Below are 25,639 nucleotides of genomic sequence, written 5' to 3'. Positions count from 1 at the left end.
TGTTAGATGCATCTCGTTTTTCCAAGGCTTCGCAGCGTCAAGCAACTGGTGCGGGCGGACTCCAGCGCGGGTTGCCCGTCGAGACGTTCTATTATTATCTCAATGGGGTGCACAAAGATCGGTTGCGCGCACAAACAAGTAACATCAGGAGGGGCAGGATGAGGTTTATCAAGTACGGGTTAACGAATTTCCGCTTCGTGAAGAATAGCGGCGATATTGAAGCCTGCGACGTTGCGGCGCTGAGGCGATATATCACGACATGGAATAAAAAATAATAAGTCCACCATCTGTCTTACGTCCGCTTATCTCGAACCACTTCGAAGGCTTTGAATGCTCGACGTGCTTTGGAGACGTTTGCTGACAACCCGCCGCTCGCTAAAGCGGCGTCTACCGCATCAACGGTCGTCGCGCAGTCGGGGCCCAAAATTATGTCTACGAGTTTCATATCTTTCCGGAAATCATAGAAGGGCGCGCTAACCGGCGCGCTGCCCTCCCTATTGGGCAAATCTTTCATAATCCAATCTTTCGCAAAAATGAGCTTTCGCCACTCTTGCTCGTAGGACCAAGAGCTTGATTTGGTCGTCAGTGTTTCAAACAGCAAGGGCTGAAGTTGATCGGCTGCGCCGCGAGTTAAATCGAGTTCGTATGGCTTACGCGTCTTTCGATATGTGACTTCATGAATGTCATTAGGACCGCTGTCGAACGCTAGAACCATGCCCCGATGGCAATCAGCGTAGTGACTCCACATGACCGGCTCACGCCCCGACTTACTGAGGCACAACAGGCCGACCTTGTCCTCAAGGAAATCTTTCAATTTCCGCTGAATCTTTCGCTCTTCTTTCGTTTTGAACGATAACGAAAGCAATTCAAACGGATCGTTTAGATTCTTGAGGGTGGCGACCTTCAGGTGCCCAGTGCGTAAGGTTTCCAGGGCGTAACGAGCTTTCGTGTAGTGGTAAAAGCGCATTGGTGGTTTGTGATGCCGGAGTTAACAATGATACTTCGCAACAAGCGAGTCCGGTGGACGGTGCGAAATGCACGATTCGGCCCTCGCGACGTCGGCATTATCAAGACTGCGCCTCTGCAACGGATCCAGGTGTATCGAGCAAGGAACCTCAAATCTGTTGAGCAAGCAGACGAATCCATGGCGGGTTCACGCACTCCCTAGTAGGACTAGGCCGAGCGCCATGAGGATGTAGCCATAACGATACCAATTGATGTGGGCCGACTGGAAGTACATTTAATCTCGCAAAGTTGACACTAATGTGCTCTACGACAATGGCGCCTATCGACGTCCCTTCTTTTGCCGTCTGAACTTGGTAGCCGGCTGCACAGGTCCCTCACCGGGCTGCTGAGCGAGTTGTGATCATCGTTGCTGAGCCGGTGCAGCTGTGCGGCGGTTTCGAGGCTGACATTGATCATCCGGTCCGAACTGCGCCCAAGCTGCGTCTAATCGGGGATCCGATAGCGCTCCGCCAATGCAATCAGGCGGGGTACGGTCGGCCAGTTTGCGCTGGGTTCGAAGCGGCTGCCAACGTGCGATTACCTTGCTGCTGGGACATGCCGATCAATCTGGTAGTCTGACGCGTGCATCGAGCGCGCGTCAGAGGATCTTGAAATACGCGAAGGCTGCGAAGAACTGCGTCTGGGACTGGTCGAAGATGCTCCGGTATCGCAGATTGATGCCGAACGGGATTGCGAGAAGGCCCTCTGCGCACCGCTCGTTGTCATCCGACGCTTGGCACGCCGCTGCCATGATATCGTCCGGCGGCAACGGCGTAAGTCCGACACCGACAAGCGAACAGTCGTTGCACGGCCGCAACCTGCCAACGAACGCGGAAACGGGTGCGACGGGATATTGCGTCATGTCGCCACCGTCAATTGATACGCCCGTCCTAAACAGGGAAGCCGTGCGCGTCGGCTCGAACGTCAATTGTGTTTCAGCCGATAGCCACGGTTTGACGCCGATTGCCGTTCGCTTCGAGATGTTCTGGATCTGCAGCGTGACGTACGGTTCGGAATCCCCTACCCATTGTTCCAGCACGATTTTCGAGACCGTCAGTTTCGTTGGATTTTCGTCAAGGAGCAGGCGATCGGCGAAGCTCAGCTTCGTGTTTTTTGGCGTCGTCTGGTCTGCGCTCCCGATATGCAGGATTCCGTTCTGGAACTTCTCCCATCGCGACAGGCGGTCCCGGTCCGTCAGGTTGCTCTTCTTGAGCATCGAGCAATAAGTGGCGGACATGATCTGGATGGACAGCGTTTTGTCCACATTGGGGAATTTTTCAAAGAGATTCCTGGTGATCACATCTGTCTTGACGTTTACCTCGCCTGCCTTCACCTTGCCTATAGCGCCCGCGGCCGCTTCGATCTCGTTGCGTACATCGTGACTGACTGATGTAACTGAGGTCGGCATGTCGGGGCAGACAAAATCCTCCGCGTTGACAGACAGCGAAGGCATTCCCGCAAGGAGTGAAAAGATCAGCTTTTTCATGGGATTCGTCATTCGGCTGAGACTGTGCACCTGCGCATTCGCGCTGATACGTATTGATCATGCCCGGTGCGGTATCGCGACCTACGTGTGTGGTGCGTAGCACTTCGCAATATGCAGAGTAGCCAGCGGACCGGATCGTCCGAGTTTGGCATCACTTTCTAGCAAGCGCGCACCGGGGCGCCGTGTGACTGTTGGTCGTTCGTATGCAAGTTGCATATGAACGAGAACAATCGCCTTCATGTCTAACGACCGAGGGCGGGGCAACCTTTAGAGCGGGTTGCACTCGTGGGCTCGGCGCAGCGGCGATGCGATTCGAATCAGCAGTCCCAGGTCGGATGCGACGTCTACCGGCGTCGTTCGGTGATCTCTTTCAGGCGGATGAATTTTCGCTGTCGCACGAGGCGAGGTGCGGCCTTTTCCAGCGCGTCGAGAGAAGGCTTCAGGTTTTCCGAGCCGTATGCGTCATCAGCGACTATTCTGTCCAGAAACTCAAGCACCGCCTCGGGAAAGTTCTCGCATATGGAGGTATCGTTGAGTTCCTTGAGGATAGGAAATATGACTCGAATGCGGGAGAGGAACGGCCGTGACGTCTTCTGCCAGGATTCAAAATGATCGCCGGTGCGTACGCAGAAAAGTGCAATAGCTTGAGCCTCGTCGTCTGATCTCATTTTGGCAGACGTCGGCCACGCGCCAGGATATATGCGCTTGACCCGATGCTCCAGATAATCGGTGAGCATGTCTCCTCGGTTCACGACTGTTTGAGAGAGCGCCTCCGCGGCACAGGCAAGTCCTTTCCCCGGCAAAGCCCCGAGGGCAACCTTGAGTGCGTCGACCTCGGCATCACCTGCGACCTCAATCGCTGTCCAGACCAGAAGCGACGCATACTGATCCGCGTGCTTCGGCAGATTCGCGTAGTGCGCGGAGGTTTCAAGGAAGGAACGCTTGAATTCACTGAACAGTCGCAGATCGATACGCGGTCGTGTGAGATATCCTTCCCAGCAGGCGGCGGCAGTCGACGGGGAAACTTCCCAATCAAGACGAGGTAGCAGATTCTCTTTCGACCAACTAGGATCGACCAGATATAGCGACGACAATTGCGAAGCAAGGATCACGAGACCTGGGCGAAGCCCTTCCGCCGCGGAGCCGCAGATCTTGTCCAGAATGGCAATGATTCGGGGTTCCAGGCCTTGCTCTACCTTGGGCCCGGTGCTGTACCAGTAACCCAGTACGGCTTCTGCCGTGCGGCCGGCGGCATGGTTTATCGCCTGCCCGAATGGATCATCGGTTTCTTCCAGAGGCACATACTCCACAGACTCAATGACGCGCAAGCAGATCCGAAGGAAGCTGTCGAGGCTCCCGGAATTTACGTTGGACGCTGACTGACGCAGCCACCAGGGTAGTGTCGCGGCCGTATCTATGAAGAACTGCGACGGCGCTGTTTCAATGACGTGGCCGAATTCAGTGATGGTTATCAACTGCGATGGTGACTGCTGATCTGAAGCAGCATTCAATGCCGTGCGCCAGACGGACGAGATCCACATGCCTCTGCTCGCCATCTCAATGAGTGCCGCCTTGGCCAATGCAGGCTCATTCGCGCAGATGTCGCCCCAGTCGTCAGTGGCAAACAGGGTTACCTTGCGCCTCGAAAGCACTTCGATCAGTTTGTCTACATCGCGTGGAAGTTGTGCGATCCGCCGTAGCTCATTGAGGCCACTACTTCTCCAGTTTGTGAACTCGCGTCTCTCACTGTCGATGGCAATCCAGTCCGGATGCGCGCTTTCCAGCTTCTTAAGCAGCCGTGAGCCAGATGCAGGCAGGGGCGCGCCCGTTTCCCGCCACTTCGAGAGACGAGCCCAAATCATCTGATCGCGGACGTATTCCCAATCCGACGCTGAAATCCGCGCTGGAAAAAGCTTGCGGGGAGGGCCCTTCAAAATGAACCCGACCAGCACAGGTCTATCCTTCCTGTGCAACTCCAGTGAGACGCGTTTGAGCAGTTGGATTACTTCGTGTTTGCTGTCCTCGGACCAGAAGGTTTTTTCATCGAGAAGCATTTTAAGCCGGACATCGGCCGATATCACCTCGCTAGTTGCCGCCGCGTGAAGTGCGAGCCGTCGAAACACGATGTAGTTAATCGCTCTCCATCTGTTAAATGCAAGAAGCGCGCCTTCGGGGTCGCGCACCGCGGTTAGAGCCCATGCGCTTCGACACAGATCAATGAGAGCCGTCCAAGCATGAAAGCGGGAGTTTTGATGGTGAGGCTCGATCGACGGTTGGTGCCATATGGAAAGGTCATGGCTGGACGAGGCGCTGTCCAGTACGACCATGATGTCAACGCACTGTTTTAGAAGCTCCGTGAACTGTGGAAGACTGCTTATCAGAAATGCCGGCCAATCCGGTCGATGAGCAAGGCTGTCCAGTGCGTCATGTGGATGATCGCCGGTCAAGTGAAGCTCGAAATCGACAATCTCATGGATCCGCGGAGCACGTGCGTTGGCGTTCTTGCGGCGAAACCTAGGCGTCTCAGGCAATCGGAAAGGCGCTCGAAAACTGACGCGAGGCTCCAGTAGTGCGTGAAACTGCAATCGTGACACCGTACCTATTTTCCCTTCGCGCAGACGGAAGCACCAGTCGTTAAAGTCAGCAGCCCGGCCGTCACTCGCGGCGAACCCGGCAGATATGATCTCCCAGATTCGACGATAAGCGTCTGGAAGCGTTACGTTATGTAGGGTGTCACGCACCATCTGCGCGAATCGCGGATGTAGATTTCCGCCAGACTCCGCAACCCAAAGAACTGTCTCCCGCTTGTCGAGGTGTCGACATAGCCACTCGGCCAGCCAGATTGTCGGATTATCGAGATTGAAATGTCCCCCGTTACTTCCGACCAGCCCCGTCCAGGGCGCGTAGCGCGGTGCAGCGGGATGGGACAGCAGGCTAAATTTCAGATCGTCTTCTGCGTTGCCGCGTTCGGGCAACTGACTTGCCGAGATTCCGAAGGAGGGAAGATCGGCCCTGCTGAACCGGCGTTCGAGAAGGGCGTCGAGCCATGCGATCGATGGTGCAGGTTCTGCGGTAGCGAATGCCCTCGCCACCTCACCTGTGGGTTCGTTGAGGGCCCACATCAACCGTCCGGCGCTACCAGATTCGTCAACTTTTGCAGGCGTGAGTTTTGCCTCTCGAAGTGCGACGCCCCGCCGACCGTTGAGACCATCCCTGTAAGTCGATGCCCAACTCCAGAGCGTCTGATGAAAGGCGGCGTGACCATTCGCGGCATCGTAGGAAATGGGTGTAACGCGTTTTGCTTCCCAGCTCGCTTCGTCGTCGAGCCTTGTTTCTGCAGTCGTTCCCGCAAACGCGAACACCTCTACAGCGGCTTCACCGAGCTGTTCATCGGCAGACAACGCGTCCAGCATGTACCGTAACACGAGATCGTCTGCACTATATCCGGCGAAACAGACGGTATATTTCTGAAACAGGTCGGATACGAAGCGGCTCGCCCAACGCTCGGTTAGGTACGCAAGACCAAAATCGCCGCTGGTAAGAACGAGATGATTCAGATTGTGGAGGGTGGGGCGCTCGTCGATCAGTCCATGGAGATAGACAACACCATCCCACCGGCTGTTCTTTGGTATCGGCAGATGCGGGGCTGAGAGGTGAGGCACGCGAGGATCGGCGCGGACAAACAACCGATCGAAATTTGTCGTGATCAGCCGGGTTCGATCGTCCTTGTTTTTGGCGAGATTCAGCAGTGCGCGATGGGTTTTCAGCGCGTCGCGTCGACGCAGGTTTGGGCGAAGTATCTCGGGCAGATGGTTTCTGACCGTCTCCCGTCCGTGCGAAGTGTCCCGTTCAAGAAGCGCCAGTGCCGCGTCGAAGCGTTTCTCTTCGAGCGCTTTCAGTTGCGCCGTGGTGCGCGTGCCCGGAACACGCTTGTATAACTCATCTACGAGCCACGCGAAACTTGCGAGACCGGCCGGGTAGGAAATTCCCGCACCGCAAAAAAACACCAGTCTGCCTTCCTGCTGGGCCTGAATTAGTCGTTCCGGGATATTGGGCCCGTTTGCTATGAACTGCATTCTTATTCTCTTTGGCTTTCTGCTTGACGCAGCCTCACACCTAAATGGCGCTTCGATACGGCATTGTATGCGGAATCCGACAGTCTTACGCCTCGACTTCGGTTGGCGGCGGGAAAACCGGCCCGGTCAGCAGAAGGCGGGGCGGCGGACCGGATGCGACTAGTTTTCAAACATCTAAGTTTGTGGTGTAAATAGATGTATTGTGATAAGAAAACTTATCTTAATTGCAATGACCGAACACGTAGCGAAGGTCTACCGGAGTGTCGTGTCGAAATGACTGGCTACCTGGAAGGTTCTGCTCAAGTGGTCATTTACCGACAGGATGAAATGCGGTGACGATGTGCCGCCCTATGCGATTCGCGTGGAAGGAACCGACTTCTGGATTGATTGTTGCGCAACACCTGAGGATGCGAGCAAGCGGGCGGAAATGCTCGGGCTCATGGTTCTAAAGGTGCAGGGGTAGTCCTGGATGTCGGGTTTGTGCGAGAGCGTTTCCAGCGCGGTTGTGAGTCGCGCATGGAGTCGATCGAATAACGCCAGCGCGTGTTCATGGCGATGCGCGTGGGGATCGTCGGGCGGCTTGCCCCGGATCGCTTCAACATCCAATAACAACAGTCCGCATTGCGCTACCCTGCGGCCAGGAAAGGAGCGCTTTTCGGCACCACTGCGGCCGGATCAACTTGGTGACAGTTCCCGCGGTTTCTCAGGTGACACTTTCAGTTCGCAGGCGCCAAGCTACGGATTTCATCCGGAATCTTGTTGATTTCCCCGCGACGGTTGCGGTTGTTGATGACACATTTACCGTCGGAGTTGTGACACTTTTAGTAGGGTCTACGACCACGCGGCGAGACTACACGCGAGGAGCATCGACAGCACGACGCCGATTTTCGCACGCGTGGCGGAGCGTTTCGGGAATGACGTCGGGCGGTGCGGGGTGTGAGGCAACGGAATATCCATCGTGTCTTGCTCGAATCGGTCGCCAGCCGTCCGGGTTTCATAGCGCGCCGGCGAAAGGTGTTCGATCAAGCAACCTCCGTTCCACCTTGTGGGCCATGCCTTCGGCCAGCGCGATTAGAAGGCTTTCTCAGTGCGATACGTGGTCGCGCTTGTCTCCCGCCAACGGATTGCGCGCATCGCGCGGGTGGTCACGACGTTGCCACTTTGGCGCGCGAATGGTCGCGTCGTGGCTATCTGAGCGGCCTGAGCGCGGCGCCGCGACAGGTGTGTGGCACACCGCCGCCGGAGCATGTTTCTTTTGTGATCTAGATCAACGCCATGTCTGAGGCCGGTTTGGACCGGGTGCGCACGAAGCTGGCACGAATCTTGTGTTTCAGAACGCTAAACGCCGACAGGGGGCGCCCCGAGACGCAACCGCATGTCGGCGTCGCCGACCTGATGGCCATCAAGGAACCACACAGTGATCGAAACGTTTTATGAAGTCATGCGACGTCAAGGGATTTCGCGCCGCAGCTTCCTCAAATTCTGCTCGCTGACGGCGACGTCGCTCGGTCTCGGGCCCGCATTCATGCAAAAGATCGTCCACGCGATGGAGACCAAGCCGCGCACGCCGGTGCTCTGGCTGCATGGGCTCGAATGCACGTGCTGCTCGGAGTCGTTCATCCGTTCGGCGCACCCGCTGGCGAAGGACGTCGTGCTCTCGATGATCTCGCTCGACTACGACGACCTGTTGATGGCCTCCGCGGGGCACCAGGCCGAGGCGATCCTCGAAGAAGTGATGACGAAGTACCGCGGCAACTACATCCTCGCGGTCGAAGGCAATCCGCCGCTGAACCAGGACGGCATGAGCTGCATTATCGGCGGCAAGCCGTTCGTCGATCAGTTGCGCCGTGTGTCGAACGACGCGAAGGCCGTGATCTCGTGGGGCTCGTGCGCGTCGTGGGGCTGCGTGCAGGCGGCGAAGCCGAACCCGACGCAGGCGGTGCCGATCCACAAGGTCATCACCGACAAGCCGATCATCAAGGTGCCCGGCTGCCCGCCGATCGCCGAGGTGATGACGGGCGTGATCACCTACATGCTCACGTTCGACCGCATGCCGGAGCTGGACCGCCAAGGGCGCCCGAAGATTTTTTACAGCCAGCGCATTCACGACAAGTGCTACCGCCGTCCCCATTTCGACGCGGGTCAGTTCGTCGAGTCGTGGGACGACGATGCGGCACTGCGCGGCTACTGCCTCTACAAGGCCGGCTGCAAGGGCCCGACGACCTACAACGCCTGCTCGACCGTGCGCTGGAACGGCGGCACGAGCTTCCCCATTCAGGCGGGCCACGGCTGCATCGGCTGCTCCGAGGACGGCTTCTGGGACAAGGGCTCCTTCTACGACCGGCTCACCCAGATCAACCAGTTCGGCGTCGAAGCGAACGCCGACAAAATCGGTGGCACCGCGGCCGTCGTGGTGGGCGCCGCTGCCGCGGCGCATGCGGCCGCTTCGGCGATTCAGCGCGCCAAATCGAAGCACGACGCGAGGCAAGACCGCGACGGCCGATAGCCGCATCTAGCGCCCGCGCCGGGGCGCCGCCGACAAGCACAGGAAGCAGCACAGGAAAAAACAAGCATGACAGCCATTTCCACCCAGGGGTTTCAGCTCGACAACAGCGGGCGGCGCATCGTCGTCGATCCGGTCACGCGCATCGAAGGCCACATGCGCGTCGAGGTCAATGTCGATTCGAACAACGTGATCCGCAACGCCGTCTCCACCGGCACCATGTGGCGCGGGCTCGAAGTCATTCTCAAGGGGCGCGATCCGCGCGACGCGTGGGCGTTCGTCGAGCGCATTTGCGGCGTGTGCACGGGATGTCACGCACTCGCCTCCGTGCGCGCCGTCGAGGACGCGCTCGACATCCGCATTCCGCCGAACGCGCACCTGATCCGCGAAATCATGGAGAAGACATTGCAGGTGCACGACCACGTGGTGCACTTCTACCACCTGCACGCGCTCGACTGGGTCGATGTGGTATCGGCGCTGAAGGCCGACCCCAAGCTCACGTCCGAGTTGCAGCAACGCGTCTCGCCCGCGCATCCGATGTCGTCGTGGGGTTATTTCCGCGACGTGCAGACGCGCCTGCGCAAGTTCGTTGAAAGCGGCCAGTTCGGGCCGTTCATGAACGGCTACTGGGGCAACCCCGCCTACGTGCTGCCGCCGGAAGCTAACCTGATGGCCGTCACACACTACCTCGAAGCGCTCGACCTGCAAAAGGAGTGGGTCAAGATTCATACGATCTTTGGCGGCAAGAATCCGCACCCGAACTACCTAGTGGGCGGCGTGCCGTGCGCGATCAATATCGACGGCGATCTCGCCGCCGGCGCGCCGATCAACATGGAGCGCCTGAGCTTCGTCGAGTCGCTCATCGACGAAGCGATCACGTTCTGTCGCAACGTCTACGTGCCCGATCTGCTTGCGATCGGCACGATCTACAAGGCGCGCGGCTGGTTGCATGGCGGCGGCCTCGCCGCGACCAACGTGATGGACTACGGCGCGTATCCGCTCGTCAACTACAGCCCATCCACCAACCAGATGCCGGGCGGCGCGATTCTCAACGGCGACTGGAACACGATCCTGCCGGTCGATCCGCGCGACCCCGAGCAAGTGCAGGAGTTCGTTGCGCACTCCTGGTATCAATACCCGGACAACGACCGCGGGCTGCATCCCTGGGACGGGATTACCGAGCCGCATTACGAACTGGGGCCCAACACGAAGGGCACGCGCACCGCGATCGAGTCGATTGACGAGAGCGCGAAATACTCGTGGGTCAAGTCGCCGCGCTGGCGCGGGCACGCAATGGAGGTCGGACCGCTCGCGCGCTACATCCTGGGCTACGCGCACGCGCAGCAGGGCAATGAGCATTGCGGGCGCACGAAGGAGCAGATCGAAACCTCGCTCGTCGCCGTGAACCAGGGCATGCCGAAGCTGCTCGGCTTGCCCGAAACCTCGCTCGGCGCGAAACAACTGCTGCCGACCACCATCGGCCGCACGCTCGCCCGCGCGCTCGAAGCGGAGTATTGCGCCGAGATGATGGCGGACGACTGGCGAAGCCTCATCGACAACATCCGCAACGGCGACACCTCGACCGCGAACGTCGACAGGTGGGACCCGTCGACGTGGCCCGCCGAAGCGAAGGGCGTGGGCGCGGTCGCCGCGCCGCGCGGCGCGCTCGGCCACTGGATCAGGATCAAGGATGGCCGCATCGAGAATTACCAGTGCGTCGTGCCGAGTACCTGGAACGGCGGCCCACGCGACGCTAAAGGGCAGATCGGCGCATTCGAGGCGAGCCTCATGAACACGCCCATGGCGAACCCCGAGCAGCCTGTCGAGATCCTGCGCTCGCTGCATTCGTTCGATCCTTGCATGGCGTGCTCGACGCACGTGATGAGCGAGGACGGCGCTGAAATGACCGCCGTGACCGTGCTCTAACTCCACCAGGCCGCTGCGGCGCCTGCGCTCGCCGGCGCAGTGGCGGCCAAGAAAGGACGATGACGATGCAATCGTATTCCCGACGCGAAGAGGCGCGCGACACCGTTCCGCCCGCCGAGGCGATTTACGTGTACGAAGCGCCGGTGCGCGTCTGGCACTGGATCAACGCGGCGTCGATCGTGGTGCTCGCGGTGACCGGCTACCTGATCGGCTCGCCGCTTCTTACGCAGCCCGGCGAGGCAAGCGCGCATTTTCTGATGGGCTATATCCGCTTCGCGCATTTCACCGCCGCCTACCTGTTCGCCATCGGACTCGCGGGCCGCGCCTATTGGGCCATTGTCGGCAATCACCATGCGCGCGAGATGTTCTGGGTGTCGGTGTTCTCGCGCGAGTACTGGCTCGACATGCTCGCCATGCTGCGTTACTACGCGTTTGTCGGGCCCACGCCGCGCCAGTTCAGCGGGCACAATCCGTTGTCGCGATTCGCAATGTTCTTCGTGTTCCTGCTGGTCTCCCTGTTCATGATCGTGACCGGTTTCGCGCTGTACGGCGAAGGCGCGCAGGCGGGTTCGTGGCAGCAGATTGCGTTTGGCTGGGTGCGTCCGCTGCTCGGCCAGTCGCAAGGTGTGCACACCTGGCATCACCTCGGCATGTGGGCGATCCTAGTCTTCGTGATCCTGCATGTCTATGCGGCGATCCGCGAGGACATCATGGGCCGCCAGAGCATGGTCGGCTCGATGATCTCGGGCTACCGCACGTTCAAGAAGTGAGGCTGTGATGCTGACTTCCCCGCAAAGCGGCGCGCCCGCCATCGTCGTGCTCGGCATCGGCAACGTGCTGTGGGCCGACGAGGGCTTTGGTGTGCGCTGCATCGAGGCGCTCCAACAGCGCTTCGAATTCGCCCCGCACGTGAGCCTCATGGACGGCGGCACGCAAGGGCTGTATCTGGTCCAGTACGTCCAGGCCGCCGACAGCCTGCTGATTTTCGACGCGGTCGACTACGGTCTCGCGCCCGGCACGCTGAAGATCGTTGAGGATGACGACGTTCCGGCGTTTCTCGGGGTGCGCAAGATGAGCCTGCACCAGACCGGCTTCCAAGAGGTGCTGATGCTCGCGCGCCTGACCGGCCGGTATCCGCGCCGCGTGCTGCTGGTCGGCTGCCAGCCCGACGAAGTGGACGATTACGGCGGCAGCTTGCGGCCCGCCATGAAGGCGTCGCTGGAGCGCGCGCTCGAACTGGGCGTCGAGCGCCTTGCCGCATGGTGCGGCGAACCCTCGCCGCGCCGCACCCCGCTGCGCGCCGACGAGGCGGTCACGCTGCCGCATCTCGCGCTCGCGCGCTACGAAGGCGAGCGGCCGAGCGAAGCCGATGCGTGCCGCACCGGCGACGAGCGCGTGCTGCTGCGCACACGCCGCGAGGAGCCGCCGTCGTGTGCATAGGCGTGCCGATGCGGGTAATCGAGGTGCAGGGCTTGCAGGCGTCGTGCGACGGGCGCGGCGCGCGCCGCCGCATCGACACGTCGCTGGTTGGCCCGTGCAGCGCTGGTGAATGGCTGCTGGTCTTTCTGGACGCGGCGCGCGAGAAGCTCGACGCGACGCGCGCGGCGGAAATCGACGCGACGCTCTCGCTTGTCGAGCGGGCGCTGGCGGGCGCCGCCGCCATGGCCCGCGCGAGCGCGCATTTTGAATTGCCGTCCGCGCTCGGCGTGGACGACCTGATCCGGCTGACTGGCGGCGCGCGGCACTCACCGGTCCACCAAGGAATCGACGTGACAAATACGAGCGGCGCCGCGCATGAGGCAGCGCCCGTGGTGCAGCGGCTGATCGACGACGGACACGCCGAGTTCGTGGACGAACGCACACTCGACGACTGGCTGGCGGATGGCGGCGAATGCGTCGTGCTGCTTGCGGGCGACCCGGTGCGCTTTCCCGAATCCCTCGACGTGGCCGTGGTGCTGCCCGAACTCGCGCGCCTCGCGGCGGGCCGCTTTGGCCGCCCATTGCGCGTGGCTGTGGCGACGCGCGAAGGCGAGGACGCGATCGCGCGCCGCTTCGGCTCGCAGCGCTGGCCCGCATTGCTGTGGCTGCGCGACGGCGGCTATGTCACGACGCTCGCGGGCATGATGGACTGGGACGATTACGTGGCCAACGTCGCCCATGCGCTCGCGCAGCCGACTACGCGGGCGCCTTCGGTCGGCATTCCCGTCAACGCCGCCGGCGCTTCGGCAGATTGTCACTAGGCTTCACTATCCGTTACCAAGTGTCGAATAAACATCAATCAATCATCGGGGTTGCCAACCATGTCCATGACTCCGTTTCCCGTGCCGTTCGGCCCTGGCAGCCAGGACGAGGGCGATGCGGTGCTCGACTATCTGCCGATGCCGCAAGGCATGCGCACCTATGTAGCGCCGTCGCTGCCCGAGCGCGCCGATGCGCGGGCGCTCGACGCCGCGCGCGGCGTGCTGCGCGATGTACTGCGCGTGCTGGCGGCATACGAACCCGGCACGCCGCCCGAAGCGATCGACCTGACGACCTGCGACGCGGTGGCGCCGCGCATTCTCAACGACGTGCTGGGCGAGGGCGAGGTCAGCGCGCGCATCGACAATGCGCAGCGGGGCAGCGTCCTGATCCAGGAGACGGTGTTAACCGGGCTATGGCGCGTGGTCGAGCCCGGTGGTGCGAGCGCGGCCGACCGCCTCGAAATCGGTGCAGCACCGGCGCTCCTCGCGCGGCCCGCAGAGGGGACGCAGCCGATGGCGCCGTTGCCGGGGATGTTGCCACCGGGCGTGATGAACGCGCCGTCGATCCTGAGCGAGGTGCGCGATCATGTTGCGCGCTGGCGTGCCGGGGACGCGCCCCATGCCGTCAACCTGACGCTCCTGCCGTTGTTGCCAGGGGATGAACGATTGATCGACGCCATGCTGGGCGAGGGCTCCGTGCAGGTGCTCTCGCGCGGCTACGGAAATTGCCGCGTGGGCAGCACGGCGATCGCAAACTGCTGGCGCGTTGCGTATTTCAACTCGCAGGACACGCTGATCCTGAACACGATCGAGATCACCGATCTGCCGGAGGTCGTGCGCGCCGCGCCGGAAGACATCGCGGATTCGTGCGAGCGCCTCGCCCAGTTGATCGAGTGGGTAGGCGAAGCGTGACGATGAACGATCGCATGATGCAATTCGAGGGCAGCTATCTCGGCGATAGCAGCCGCATCGCGGCGCATACGCGCCTCGAATGCAAGATCTGCTGGTGGATCTACGATCCCGAACAAGGCGACCCGGTCTGGCAGATTCCGCCGCACGTGCCGTTCGCGGCGCTTCCCGCGCACTGGCGCTGCCCCGTTTGCGACGGCGCGGCGGACCAGTTCATGGTGGTGGGGGACGCGGCTTGACCGCGCGCGCCATCGTGCGAGACACCCTGCGCGGCGAGCCACGGGTGGCGGCGCTGGTCGCGCACTTCGAGACGGTCGCCAACGGTGCGATGCGCGATATGCCGGTCGTGAATCGCGCCTTGCGCGTCGAGGCAATCGGCTTCGCGCCGATGCCCGGGGAGGCCGGGGCGCGAGGTGCCTGGCTCGGCGTACTGATCACGCCGTGGTCCATGAATCTCCTCTGGCTGCCCGGCGCGATGGAGGATTCGGTGCCATGTCCGCGGCCGGGCGGCAAGGCACGCTTGCGCGTAGGCAACGTCGATTTCGAATGGATCGGCGCGCACGTGCAAGGCGTTGGCGCGTATGCGTGCTGCTCGCTTTTTTCGCCGATGTTCGAATTCGCCGGCCAGGAGAGCGCCGCCGCCACCGCGCAGGCCGTCCTCGCTCAGTTGCGCGGCGGGGAAGGCGGCGCGAAGGGCGATGGGAACGGCGACCCAGCGGGCATTGCGCCGCGCGCGTCGCGGCGCGCGTTCCTGTTGCGGCCGGGCGCGTTCGGGAGCGCTGCATGAATGCGGCGACGCTGGCCGGGCAATACCGGGTGCGCCCCGGCCGGCAGGACAGCATCGCGGGCGGCCGCCCGCCGCTCGCCGCCGCGCTGCTGCGCGGGCAACCGGCGGCAACCGCCGCGTCGCGGCTCTCGGCGCTGTTCGCGCTGTGCGGACTCGCGCACCGGCTCTGCGCGGAACTTGCCGTCGGCGCGGCGGGCGGCTCAGCGGTGCACGAGCGGGAGGATGCCGTCAAAGCGGCTCATACCTCGATGCTTACGCGCGAAACGCTCGCCGTGCAGCTGCGCTGCATCTGGACCGACTGGCCCGTGAGGCTTGCCGCCGCCGCGCCGCATAGGCTGCCCGATGTCGAAGCGGCAGGCTTGCCCGACTGGGTGGAGCGGCATGTTCTCGGCATGCCTGCGTGCAAATGGTTCGCACACTGGGCGGACGATCCGCGTGGCTGCCTGAGCGCCTGGAGCGCGCGGGCCAAGACGTTCCCGGCCCGGTTGCTGGCAGACTGCCGCCCATACGCCGATACGACCAGTGCCACGCCGCGGCCACTCGTGATCGACGAAGCGCGGTTGAGCGAACTGGCCACAGCGATTGCCGGGAGTCCGGCTTTCGCGCACGCTCCCCTGCAACGCGGCCTGCCCGCGGAGACCGGCGTGTGGACGCGTAGCGACGATCCGTGCGCGCTGGACTACGATACGCCCTGGCTGCGGCTTGGCGCGCGCGTCGCGGACGTGGTGCGGCTGGCGGCGGCCGACGGCGCACGTGCGCTGCGCTTTGGCGCGCTGACGTGCGCACCCGGTGAGGCGCTCGGCTGGTGCGAGATGGCGCGCGGCGTGCTGGTCCATTGGGTGCGACTCGCGCCGGACGATACGGCGCGCATCGAGGATTACCGCGTGGTCGCGCCGACCGAGTGGAATTTCCACCGCCAGGGCACGCTCGCGCAAGCCTTGTCGCGGCTCGACCCCGCGCCCGGTGATGGAGCGTTTGCCGCGCGCGCAGGCGTGTGGATGGGCGCGTTCGATCCGTGTATCGCCTATGCGCTCGACCGGGCGGAACCCACGATATGCATGAAGTAAGCCTGGCCGGCGGCGTGCTGGCATCGGTCGAAGCGGCCGCCAAGCGCGAGCGCTTTGTCCGCGTGAAGGTGCTGAGGCTCGAAGTCGGGCGACTCGCGGGCGTCGAGGTCGAGGCGCTGCGCTTCGCTCTCGAAGCAATCGCCACCGGCACTTGCCTCGCCGGCGCGCGCGTCGAGATCGAGGAACCATCGGGCAGCGCGTGGTGCATGAACTGCAACGCGACCGTGCCGCTGGCCGCGCGCGGCGACCCCTGCGCACACTGCGGCGGCTACTGGCTCCAGCCGAACGGCGGCACGGAGCTGCGCATCGTCGACCTGACCGTCGACGATGCCTGACCATCATCGGATTAGCGCAAGGAGAAGCAACATGTGTGTGGTATGCGGGTGCGACAGCACCGGCGATCGGCAAAACGCTGCGCAGGCGCACCGCCACTCCGGCTCTCATTCCCACGCCCACCCGGGCGCATCGGGCCGGGACCTGCACTACGGCCTCGGGCCAGCGGGCGTGACGGTGCCCGGCCTCGACCAGGGGCGCACCATCAAGCTCGAGCAGGACGTGCTGGGCGAGAACAATCGCCATGCCGCCGCCAACCGGCGGCACTTCGCGGCACACGACGTGCGTGCGCTGAATCTCGTGTCGAGCCCGGGCTCGGGGAAAACGACGCTGCTGTGCGCGTCGATCGCCGCGCTGCGCGAGCGGATGCCGGGCCTGCCCGTCGGCGTGATCGAGGGCGACCAGCGGACGGCGAACGACGCCGAGCGCATTCGCGCGGCCGGTGCGCCCGCGATCCAGGTGAACACGGGCAAGGGCTGCCATCTCGACGCGGCGATGGTCACGACGGCCTTCGGGCGGCTGCCGCTGCACGACCATTCTCACGAGCACGAGCACGAGCATGAACACGCGCCCCTCGCGTCCAACGCACCGCGCAGCGTGCTGTTCATCGAGAACGTCGGCAATCTCGTCTGCCCCGCGCGGTGGGATCTCGGCGAGGAGGCGAAGGTCGCGATCCTCTCGGTGACGGAGGGCGAGGACAAGCCGCTTAAGTATCCCGACATGTTCGCAGCCGCGCGCCTCATGATCGTCAACAAGATTGACCTGCTCCCTTATGTGCAGTTCGACGTCGAGCAGTGCATCGCGTATGCGCACCGCGTGAATCCGTCGCTCGAAGTGATCCGGCTCTCGGCCACGACCGGCGAAGGCCTCGATGCGTGGCTCGACTGGATCGCGCGTGCGCGCGACCCGATAGCCGAGCGCATCGGCGTGCTGGAGAGCGAGCTTGCGGCGTTGCGCGCGCAGCAGCGGCGCGCCGGAGACGCCGTATGACGGCGCATGTGCAGCACCTGCCGCATGCCCTCGGCGATCAGACGGTGCTCGCCACCGGCGCGTGGCTGAAGAACGCCGCGTGCGTGTGCATCGGCGGCGAGGTGCACTGGTCGCCGCTGCACGGCGATCTCGACGACCCGGCGCACTGCGTGGCGCTCGATACGTCGGTGGCCGCGCTCGTCGAGGCCGCCGCGCGCGCGGGGCGGCCCGTGCGCGCGATCGCGCACGATCTGCATCCCGACTTCTACAGCACGCGCGTCGCGCTCGAATGGGGTGAGCGGCTCGGCGTACCGACCGTTGCCGTTCAGCATCATCACGCGCACATCGGCGCGGTTGCGGCCGAGCACGGGTTGAGCGAGCACGTTGTCGGCCTCGCGCTCGACGGCGTGGGTCTCGGCACGGACGGCGCCGCTTGGGGCGGCGAACTGCTGGAAGTGGCGCCCGCCGGCTGGCAGCGCCTAGGCAGTCTCACGCCGCTCGCGCTGCCCGGCGGCGACGTCGCGGCGCGCGAGCCTTGGCGCATGGCCGCCGCCGCCCTGCACGCGCTCGGGCGCGGCGACGAAATCGAGCCGCGCCTCGCGGCCGCCGTGGGCGATAGCGCCGCGCGCACGGTCGGCATCATGCTCGCGCGCAGCCTCAATTGCCCGCCGAGCACCGGCGCGGGACGGTGGTTCGACGCTGCGGCGGGACTTCTCGGCGTGAGCCTGCGCCAGCGCGCCGAAGCCGAGGCGGCCATCGCGCTCGAAAGGCTCGCGAGCGGCTACCTCGACGCGCACGAGGCCCCCGATGTGGCGGACCTGTGGCAAGTCACGGACAGCGGCGAGCTTGACCTTCGTCCGCTCCTCGCCGAGCTGCTGACGCTCGCGGACGCGGGCGAAGCCGCGCGCGGCGCCGCCGTCTTTCATCTCGCACTGGCTGTGGCGCTCGCCCACTGGGCCGCGCTCGCCGCGCAAGGTCGCTCCGTGCTCCTTGGCGGCGGTTGCTTCGCAAACCGGCTGCTCACCGCGCAACTGCGCGCGTCTCTCGCGACGCGCGGGGTGCGCACCCTCATGCCCGGCACAGTACCCTGTGGCGACGCCGGCCTCGCGCTTGGTCAAGCCTGGGTTGCCGCATACGATCCGCAGTTAGGCGCGATGCTCGCGACTGCGCCAGGAATCAGGAGTTAGCCCATGTGTTTAGCCATTCCCGCACGGCTCATCGAATGGTCTGACGCCGAAACGGGCGTCGTCGATCTCGGGGGCGTGCGCAAGACGGTCTCGCTCGCGCTCGTGCCAGACGCGCGCCCGGGCGATTACGTGATCGTGCATGTCGGCTTCGCGCTGGGCGTGATCGACCCGGAAGAGGCCGAGCGCACGCTCGCGCTGTTCGGCGAAGTCGCCCAGTCGCTTGGCGAGGCGCATGACGCGCCCATCGCGCAACCCGGAGCCGCGCGATGAAATACGTCGACGAATTCCGCGATGGCGAACTCGCCGCGCGCATTGCCGGGCGCATCCAAGCGCAGACGCAGACCGAGCGCCGCTACCACTTCATGGAGTTCTGCGGCGGTCACACGCACGCGATTTCCCGCTACGGCGTGGCCGATCTCCTGCCTGAAAACGCGCGGATGATCCACGGTCCCGGCTGCCCGGTTTGCGTGCTGCCGATCGGGCGCATCGATCAGGCGATTCGCCTCGCGCTCGAACGCGGCGTGATCCTCTGCACCTATGGCGACACGATGCGCGTGCCGGCCTCGGACGGCCTGTCGCTCCAGCGGGCCAAGGCGCGCGGCGCGGACATCCGCATGGTGTATTCGCCGCGCGACGCGCTGCGCATCGCGCGCGAGCATCCCGAGCGTGAGGTGGTCTTTTTCGCAATCGGCTTCGAGACCACCACGCCGCCCACCGCGCTCGTCGTGCGCGAGGCGGCGGCCAGCGGCGCGGAGAACTTCAGTGTGCTGTGCTGCCACGTGCTCACGCCCGCCGCCATCACTCAGCTGCTCGCCGCGCCGTCCGTCGACGCGAACGCGGTGCCGCTCGACGGCTTCGTCGGCCCCGCGCACGTGAGCATCGTGATCGGCTCCGCGCCTTACGAGGCCTTCGCGCAGGGGTATCGCAAGCCGGTCGTGATCGCCGGGTTCGAGCCGCTCGACGTGTTGCAGGCGATCCTCATGCTCGTGCGCCAGGTCAACGACGGCCGCGCCGAGGTGGAGAACGAATTCGCACGCGCCGTCACGCGCGCGGGCAATGCGGCCGCGCAGGCGCTCATGCAGGACGTGTTCGAAACGCGCGAGTCGTTCGAGTGGCGTGGCCTGGGCGAGGTCCCGGCGAGCGCGCTGCGCATTCGCCGGAAGTACGCGCGCTACGACGCGGAAAGCCGCTACGAACTCGTCTACCGGCCCGTCGCCGATCATCGCAAGTGCGAGTGCGGGGCGATCCTTCGCGGTCTCAAGCACCCGCGCGACTGCACGCTGTTCGGCACTGTCTGTACGCCCGAGAATCCGATGGGCTCGTGCATGGTGTCGAGCGAAGGCGCGTGCGCCGCGCATTACTCTTATGGTCGTTTCAAGGATATTCCGGTCGTCGCAACATGAGCCCAGCCTACCCATCTCCGGTCAAGCCCGCCTTCGTGCGGCCCCTGAACTTTCGCGACGGCCGCATCGACATGGGCCACGGCGCGGGCGGCCGCGCGTCGGCGCAACTGATCCGCGAGCTGTTCGTCGCAGCCTTCGACAACGAATGGCTGCGCCAGGGCAACGACCAGGCCGCGTTCGCGCCGCTTGCGCCAGGCCCTGGCGAGCGCATGGTGATGGCCACCGACGCGCACGTCGTCTCGCCACTGTTCTTTCCAGGTGGCGACATCGGCAGCCTCGCCGTGCACGGCACCGTCAACGACGTCGCGATGGCGGGCGCGCGGCCTTCGTATCTCAGTGCGAGCTTCATTCTAGAGGAGGGCTTCCCGCTGGCGGATCTGCGCCGCATCGTCGAGTCGATGGCCGCGGCGTCGCACGCGTGCGGCGTGCCGATCGTGACGGGCGACACCAAGGTCGTCGAGCGCGGCAAGGGCGACGGTGTGTTCATCACCACGAACGGCATCGGCGTCGTGCCCGCGGGCATTCATATCGACGGCTCGCAGGCGCGGCCCGGCGATGTCGTGCTGCTCTCGGGCACGATCGGCGAACATGGCGTGGCGATCATGTCGCAGCGCGAGGGCCTGGGCTTCGAAACGCAGATTCGCTCGGACAGCGCCGCGCTGCACACGCTCGTGGCGGACATGCTTGCCGTCGTGCCCGGCGTGCGCGTGCTGCGCGACCCCACGCGCGGCGGGCTTGCCACGACCCTCAACGAGATCGCCGGCCAGTCGGGCGTCGGGATGCGCATTCAGGAGCGAGCGATTCCCGTGCTGCCGCAAGTCGATGCGGCGTGTGAGCTGCTGGGCCTCGATCGGCTCTATGTCGCCAACGAAGGCAAGTTGGTCGCGATCTGTGCAAGCGGCGACGCGCCGCAACTGCTCGCGGCGATGCGCGCGCATCCGTTGGGCGCGGCGGCGGCGCGCATCGGCGAAGTGGTCGAGGACGCGCATGGATTCGTGCAGATCGAGACGAAATTCGGCGGCCGGCGCATTGCCGACTGGCTTTCGGGCGAGCAACTGCCGCGGATCTGCTGATCCGCTTGCGCCGATGGCTCAGATGGGTATCGGGAGACTCAAGGTACGATGGCGGACCGCCAGCCCTCCTGTCACGTTGTGCTCGCGGGGAGTCCTGAACGACGGGTTCCCCACGGCTTCGATTAAGCAATGAGTTCGCTAGTCCCGCTCCGCTCCCGCTGCGCCGGCTCGCCACCGTGCGCGTGCTGGACGACGAGTTCGAGGGGCTCTGTCAGGTTGGCCGATGTAGTCTGTCTTTGTGGCGTACGAGTAGTTATCCTTATTAGATAACCCTGTCTCCGGCCGCAGTGACAGTCCAACCATGCCACGTCGCGAAACGTTTCTGGAGCGCGGTACGATGACATGCCGCGTTCATCTGGTGTCTGGGCAACGCGAAGTGCTGCCGGATCGGGCCGAAGCACGAAAGAAACGCCTGCGTGCGACGCGCATCGCGAAAACCGCACATCTGGCGCTCCCGCCTGCGGGTCGGCTGGTGGCTGTTCTCGGCACGGTTGTTCACGCGTGCGGCCGCCTTGACGAAAATGTGCTTCACCTGAGCAAGCTCAGGAATGTCCGACTTCGCCGCCGGATAGCTGCGCAGCTGGTCGGTCACGATCTTGCGCGGCACCGGGTTTGAACGCAGCACCTGAGGAAGAAGCGCTTTGCCGCTGCCTTGTCGCGCTGCTTTTGCACAGGCACGTCCAGTTCAGCGCCATGCTCGTCGACCGCTCGCCACAACAGATACGGCTCGCCGCGCAGCGTCACGAACATCTCGTCGAGGTACCACGTACTGCCCGGCTTGCGCCGCGCCGCTTTGGCGCACTGGGCGAATCTGGCGCCGAACTTGCCGCACCAGCAACGGATCGTCTCATACGTGACCACAACACCACGCTCAAGCAGCAACGCCTCGACGTCGCGCAGGCTCAGGCTGAACCGGAAATACCAGCGAACCGCGCAGCTGATGACGACGGCAGGGAAGCGGTGGTCGTGATAAAGCGGCTTTGTCTTCTTCATTACGTCATTCTACCGCCCCCTCTCCATCAACCTGACAGAGCCCCCGTCGCTTCAAGGACGATTCAGGCGGACGGACTCACGATCTTCCGGATACGTTATTGGCATCCGTTGTTCGCCGCGTGGAGAGAAACACGACGTTCGGTGACCGTACGCTACCACCCGGAAGACCCGTCGCGCGTGTTTGTGAGCGCCGCAGGTAAAGACTATATCGAAGTCCGGTATGCTGACTTGCGGCGCCCGTCGATCTCCCTGTTCGAACACCGAAGGGCGTTGAAGGCGATCCGGGCCGAGGGCCAGAGTTCGATCTCGGAAAGCCAGATTTTTCGCACAGTAGAAGAGCAGCGGCGATTGATCGCCAATGCGGCGCGCGAGACAAAGGGACGTCGACGTACATGGCCACGAAGCATACCGACGATAGAGGCATTCAACGATCTGCCTCTGCGACGGTAGAGTTCAGAACGCGCGAGCGAGCACGTCGACTATGACGCCCCGGTGAATGCATATGACGTCGAGCAATGGTGAGGTGCAACATGAAGCCACACAACCCCTGCGTGGCACCGTCCAATTTGCGGGCATCAGTTTTCGTCTTCATGCCCACATAACGCACAACGCACTATTTGGTGCACTCGTCAGAAAATGCAGAAGTGACTAGGAGAAAAGCATGCAGCAAATCGCGGATTCAATTCGACATTCTATAAGGAGCAATCACTTAAAGTCGTATGTATATAGTTATCCTTCGAAAAGGTCGTATAAAAGTCTACATAATATCGGCATTACGGAAATATGGCACACCGGTGATCGTGGGCCAGCTTCAATATATATCCATATACCATTTTGCAGATACAGGTGTACTTATTGTACGTTATTTCTAACGACCCAGGGTACAGAGGACATAATACAAAATTATGTTGATAAGATATGTGAACAAATCAAATTTTATGCCAAGTACACGGGTAGGAAGACAGTTGTATCTGTGTATTTTGGTGGCGGAACTCCGACTATTCTAAACGAAAAACAATTCGGACAGATTTTTTCATCGATTCAACACGGATTCCCAAATATTGCGTCCTCTGCTGAGCTATGTGTCGAAGGTTCTCCCGACTCGATGTCTGAAGAACTCCTCGATTTCTTGAAAAGCCACGGCGTGAACCGAATCAGTATGGGTATCCAAACTATGGATTCCGCAGAGCTGAAGGCCAGCGGTCGCCCATACCCGGTTTCGACAACAATCTCTGCGGTAGAAAATATCCGAAAGCGTTTCGAAAATTTCAATCTGGATCTGATCTACGGCCTTTCAGGTCAGACCTACGAAAGCTGGCAAAATTCGCTCCGCCACATCGTTTCATCAGGTCCAATGACTATTTCACTGTATCCTGCAATTAGCCGACCTCTCACAGCGATTCATAAGCAGCAGCGATTGCATCCGGAGCGATACATCGACGACCAGACCAAGTATGCGATCTACGATAGCAATGTCGAGTTCATGCAAATGAATGAATACCGACAAGAGTCCTTCACTAGGTTCACCCGTCTGCCAGAGAATAGCAGCGCGTACGCCCAAGAGACTTCCGACTTTCTCGGCGTTCCGATGATCGGAATTGGAACAGGCGCAAGAAGCTACAACGGAAAATACCACTACAGCTTCGACTACGCGGTCGACCTCAACGAGGTCGGCAAGGCCATTGAAGATTATTCGAACCTCGAAATCACCGAACACAGCATGGTGAGGTACGGGATTGTTCTTGATGCTTACGAAGAGCGCTTGAGATATTTCATCCTCAGCCTTACGCTGAACCAACTTTCTGGGACATACTATTCATCACAGTTTGACCGGAATCTGTATTCTGATTTTTTGGACGTAATTGATGCACTTGAGGCTGAGGGGTGCATCGAGCCACCGTCCAATGACAAGATTCGATTGACCAGGAAGGGTTACAAATACAGTAATTTGGTCGCGCACCATCTTTTCTCGAACCATGTGAAAACCCTGGAAGAAAGGTATGTTCCACGATGAGCAACAGTGAGCGATTTTGGGAGAAAGGTTATTCGGACGCGAAAGTGTGGACGATGGGCGGACCGAGTGTTGAGGTATTTGAAATTGAACAGTTTCTACCACGAAACTCGACTGTTATAGACATCGGCTGTGGCGAAGGCAGAAATGCGCTCTTTCTTGCCCTCAGGGGACACAAGGTGACTGCCTTGGAACTTTCCTCGAACGCCGTAAAGAAACTCCATTCGATTGCTGACCGTTATTCATTGAACATCGATGTGATCGAGGAACGGATCGAGGATTTCGTACCGGATGAAAATTATGATCTAGTTATGGCGCATTCGTCGTTACATTTCGTGACGAAAGACGTGTGGATTCCCTTGCTTCGGGAAATGAGGCAACGGACTAAGGCGGGCGGATTTCACAATTTCACATCGATTATTGGAATTCCTCGCTACCCAGTTCCGCACGAGTGCCGACATGCCAATTCGTTTGACCGAGGCGATCTCGACTCGCAATATGCGGACTGGCAGATTCTTCGTTCCGATTTCTACGCCAAGTGGGATTCCCATCCGGGTATTCCGACGCATGTGCATGCCGTTGAGAAGTTTCTCTCGAGAAAAGCAAACTCGGTCGAGCGGTTCACGTTGACGAAGGTCGATCTTTCGAACAGCGACAATCTTCCTTTAGTCTTGTTCGACAGCATACCCCTTGGAGCCGATGCTACCGCAGTCAAGTCGATGGGGGTTCGTCCGAGACACGTCAATCGGATTGAAATGCCAGGGTGGAACATGACGTCTCCTACGGAGCTGACGGGCAACTATGTGGTTGAAGACTGGATTTTTGGGATATACGGACTCCAATTCGCACAGAGCATTTTGACGGGTAAATACGAGTATTTTACGTCACCAGTTTCGTTGCGGAACTCTAGTCCAGTGAACCAATGAAATTGCACTGATCTAATAGTGTATGGGCAAAATGAATCTGAGTGAAACCGAGCGCGAAGAACTGATGTCGATGCAGCGCAGCCGCACAATGGCCGTTGGCGAGGTGAGGCGTGCGCGGTTGATCCTGCTGCTCGACGAAGGAGCCTCGCGTGCGGCGATCATGGCCGAATTGCGATGCGATTCGCGTTTCATCACAACGTGGCAAACGCGTTTCGCCAGTGAGCGCCTTACTGGCCTGTACGGCAGACATCCAGGCCGTGCGCCGCGACCTGACCTCGCGGGCCTTGAAGCGAGAGTGCTCGACTACACGCTGCGACGCAAGCCGGCCGACGGCTCGACGCACTGGAGCAGCCGCAAACTGGCGGCACAGCTGGGCATGGCCTTCATGACCGTGCAACGTATCTGGCGCAAGCACGACATTCGGCCACATCGTCTCGATGCGCACATGGTGTCCAACGATCCTGACTTTGAGACCAAGGCCGCCGATGTGATCGGGCTGTACCTTAATCCGCCATTGCATGCGGTGGTGTTCTGCGTGGACGAGAAGACAGCCATCCAGGCGCTGGATCGCAAGGACCGGATGTTGTCGCTCTCGCCCGGGCGTGCCGAGAGTCATGGGGCTCTGGTGCAAATAGGGGCGGCGAATGGGTTAGAGTTGTCGGAACAAAACGAACCGACGAGCCGCGATGAGCAAGCTGAAGAGTGCGGAGAAGTTGTTCGGCGGACGCCATTTTGATCGGGAGAT

Annotated in this window: 21 protein-coding genes and 2 pseudogenes; 19 read left to right on the top strand and 4 right to left on the bottom strand. The window is 61.9% G+C overall.

The window, feature by feature from the left end; all coding sequences use genetic code 11:
* Positions 1–292: 292 nt before the first annotated feature.
* The 3 genes from VSR72_RS11285 to VSR72_RS11275 form a co-directional block, all read right to left on the bottom strand.
* The gene (locus VSR72_RS11285) at positions 293–967 is read right to left on the bottom strand and encodes a DUF2971 domain-containing protein (protein WP_342952458.1); all 675 of its coding nucleotides are present in this window, start codon (positions 965–967) and stop codon (positions 293–295) included.
* 636 nt (positions 968–1,603) lie between these two features.
* Positions 1,604–2,491, bottom strand: coding sequence for a hypothetical protein (locus VSR72_RS11280; RefSeq protein ID WP_342952457.1), 888 nt, complete (start codon positions 2,489–2,491; stop codon positions 1,604–1,606).
* Positions 2,492–2,835: 344 nt separating this feature from the next.
* Positions 2,836–6,567 (bottom strand): SIR2 family protein, encoded by a 3,732-nt coding sequence (locus tag VSR72_RS11275; RefSeq protein WP_342952456.1) that lies wholly within the window; start codon positions 6,565–6,567, stop codon positions 2,836–2,838.
* A gap of 1,417 nt (positions 6,568–7,984) precedes the next feature.
* Between VSR72_RS11275 and VSR72_RS11270 the strand changes: the two genes are divergently transcribed.
* The 15 genes from VSR72_RS11270 to hypE all read left to right on the top strand — a co-directional run bounded on the left by VSR72_RS11270 (position 7,985) and on the right by hypE (position 20,964).
* Complete coding sequence (locus VSR72_RS11270; protein ID WP_342952455.1) at positions 7,985–9,073, top strand: hydrogenase small subunit; 1,089 nt, start codon at positions 7,985–7,987, stop codon at positions 9,071–9,073.
* 66 nt (positions 9,074–9,139) lie between these two features.
* Positions 9,140–10,996 carry a nickel-dependent hydrogenase large subunit gene (locus VSR72_RS11265; protein ID WP_342952454.1) on the top strand — a complete coding sequence of 619 codons (1,857 nt, stop codon included), beginning with the start codon at positions 9,140–9,142 and terminating at the stop codon, positions 10,994–10,996.
* A 59-nt stretch (positions 10,997–11,055) separates the two neighbouring features.
* Complete coding sequence (gene cybH, locus VSR72_RS11260) at positions 11,056–11,766, top strand: Ni/Fe-hydrogenase, b-type cytochrome subunit (protein WP_342952453.1); 711 nt, start codon at positions 11,056–11,058, stop codon at positions 11,764–11,766.
* A gap of 7 nt (positions 11,767–11,773) precedes the next feature.
* On the top strand, positions 11,774–12,436 hold the full coding sequence (locus VSR72_RS11255) for a HyaD/HybD family hydrogenase maturation endopeptidase (protein ID WP_342952718.1): 663 nt from the start codon (positions 11,774–11,776) through the stop codon (positions 12,434–12,436).
* Between the two features lie 8 nt (positions 12,437–12,444).
* On the top strand, positions 12,445–13,236 hold the full coding sequence (locus tag VSR72_RS11250) for a HypC/HybG/HupF family hydrogenase formation chaperone (RefSeq protein ID WP_342952452.1): 792 nt from the start codon (positions 12,445–12,447) through the stop codon (positions 13,234–13,236).
* Between the two features lie 60 nt (positions 13,237–13,296).
* Positions 13,297–14,148 (top strand): hydrogenase expression/formation protein, encoded by an 852-nt coding sequence (locus tag VSR72_RS11245; RefSeq protein ID WP_342952451.1) that lies wholly within the window; start codon positions 13,297–13,299, stop codon positions 14,146–14,148.
* A 2-nt stretch (positions 14,149–14,150) separates the two neighbouring features.
* Positions 14,151–14,384: a rubredoxin gene (locus tag VSR72_RS11240; RefSeq protein WP_069269204.1), complete on the top strand. Its 234-nt coding sequence runs from the start codon at positions 14,151–14,153 to the stop codon at positions 14,382–14,384.
* Positions 14,381–14,932, top strand: a complete 552-nt coding sequence (hybE, locus tag VSR72_RS11235) for a [NiFe]-hydrogenase assembly chaperone HybE (RefSeq protein WP_342952450.1) — start codon at positions 14,381–14,383, stop codon at positions 14,930–14,932. Before VSR72_RS11240 ends, hybE begins: the two co-directional genes overlap by 4 nt.
* On the top strand, positions 14,929–15,999 hold the full coding sequence (locus VSR72_RS11230) for a hydrogenase maturation factor HoxV/HupK (protein ID WP_342952449.1): 1,071 nt from the start codon (positions 14,929–14,931) through the stop codon (positions 15,997–15,999). The genes hybE and VSR72_RS11230 overlap by 4 nt, the downstream gene beginning before the upstream one ends.
* Positions 15,987–16,334 carry a hydrogenase maturation nickel metallochaperone HypA gene (locus VSR72_RS11225; RefSeq protein WP_342952448.1) on the top strand — a complete coding sequence of 116 codons (348 nt, stop codon included), beginning with the start codon at positions 15,987–15,989 and terminating at the stop codon, positions 16,332–16,334. Before VSR72_RS11230 ends, VSR72_RS11225 begins: the two co-directional genes overlap by 13 nt.
* 31 nt (positions 16,335–16,365) lie before the next feature.
* Positions 16,366–17,322, top strand: a complete 957-nt coding sequence (hypB, locus tag VSR72_RS11220; RefSeq protein ID WP_342952447.1) for a hydrogenase nickel incorporation protein HypB — start codon at positions 16,366–16,368, stop codon at positions 17,320–17,322.
* Positions 17,319–18,488, top strand: a complete 1,170-nt coding sequence (locus tag VSR72_RS11215; RefSeq protein ID WP_342952446.1) for a carbamoyltransferase HypF — start codon at positions 17,319–17,321, stop codon at positions 18,486–18,488. Before hypB ends, VSR72_RS11215 begins: the two co-directional genes overlap by 4 nt.
* Before the next feature lie 3 nt (positions 18,489–18,491).
* On the top strand, positions 18,492–18,758 hold the full coding sequence (locus tag VSR72_RS11210; RefSeq protein WP_342952445.1) for a HypC/HybG/HupF family hydrogenase formation chaperone: 267 nt from the start codon (positions 18,492–18,494) through the stop codon (positions 18,756–18,758).
* Positions 18,755–19,891, top strand: coding sequence for a hydrogenase formation protein HypD (gene hypD, locus VSR72_RS11205; RefSeq protein ID WP_342952444.1), 1,137 nt, complete (start codon positions 18,755–18,757; stop codon positions 19,889–19,891). Before VSR72_RS11210 ends, hypD begins: the two co-directional genes overlap by 4 nt.
* Positions 19,888–20,964, top strand: coding sequence for a hydrogenase expression/formation protein HypE (gene hypE / locus VSR72_RS11200; protein ID WP_342952443.1), 1,077 nt, complete (start codon positions 19,888–19,890; stop codon positions 20,962–20,964). The genes hypD and hypE overlap by 4 nt, the downstream gene beginning before the upstream one ends.
* Before the next feature lie 262 nt (positions 20,965–21,226).
* Here the strand turns inward: hypE and VSR72_RS11195 are convergent.
* Positions 21,227–21,957 (bottom strand): annotated as a pseudogene (locus VSR72_RS11195) (IS6 family transposase).
* Between VSR72_RS11195 and VSR72_RS11190 the strand changes: the two are divergent.
* From VSR72_RS11190 to VSR72_RS11175, 4 genes and pseudogenes are all read left to right on the top strand, one after another.
* The gene (locus VSR72_RS11190) at positions 21,925–22,407 is read left to right on the top strand and encodes a Mu transposase C-terminal domain-containing protein (protein ID WP_342952442.1); all 483 of its coding nucleotides are present in this window, start codon (positions 21,925–21,927) and stop codon (positions 22,405–22,407) included. The pseudogene VSR72_RS11195 and the gene VSR72_RS11190 sit on opposite strands and share 33 nt — an antisense overlap.
* Positions 22,408–22,618: 211 nt before the next feature.
* On the top strand, positions 22,619–23,971 hold the full coding sequence (locus VSR72_RS11185; RefSeq protein ID WP_342952441.1) for an STM4012 family radical SAM protein: 1,353 nt from the start codon (positions 22,619–22,621) through the stop codon (positions 23,969–23,971).
* Complete coding sequence (locus VSR72_RS11180; RefSeq protein WP_342952440.1) at positions 23,968–24,894, top strand: class I SAM-dependent methyltransferase; 927 nt, start codon at positions 23,968–23,970, stop codon at positions 24,892–24,894. The genes VSR72_RS11185 and VSR72_RS11180 overlap by 4 nt, the downstream gene beginning before the upstream one ends.
* A 22-nt stretch (positions 24,895–24,916) precedes the next feature.
* Positions 24,917–25,513: pseudogene (locus VSR72_RS11175) on the top strand (helix-turn-helix domain-containing protein); the annotation flags it as partial.
* Positions 25,514–25,639: the final 126 nt, after the last annotated feature.

It is taken from the genome of Paraburkholderia sp. JHI869 (assembly GCF_038900775.1).
Classification (GTDB): Bacteria; Pseudomonadota; Gammaproteobacteria; order Burkholderiales; family Burkholderiaceae; genus Paraburkholderia.
Note: the sequence above shows the minus strand (reverse complement) of the source record. Positions and strands in the feature narration are given on the sequence as shown.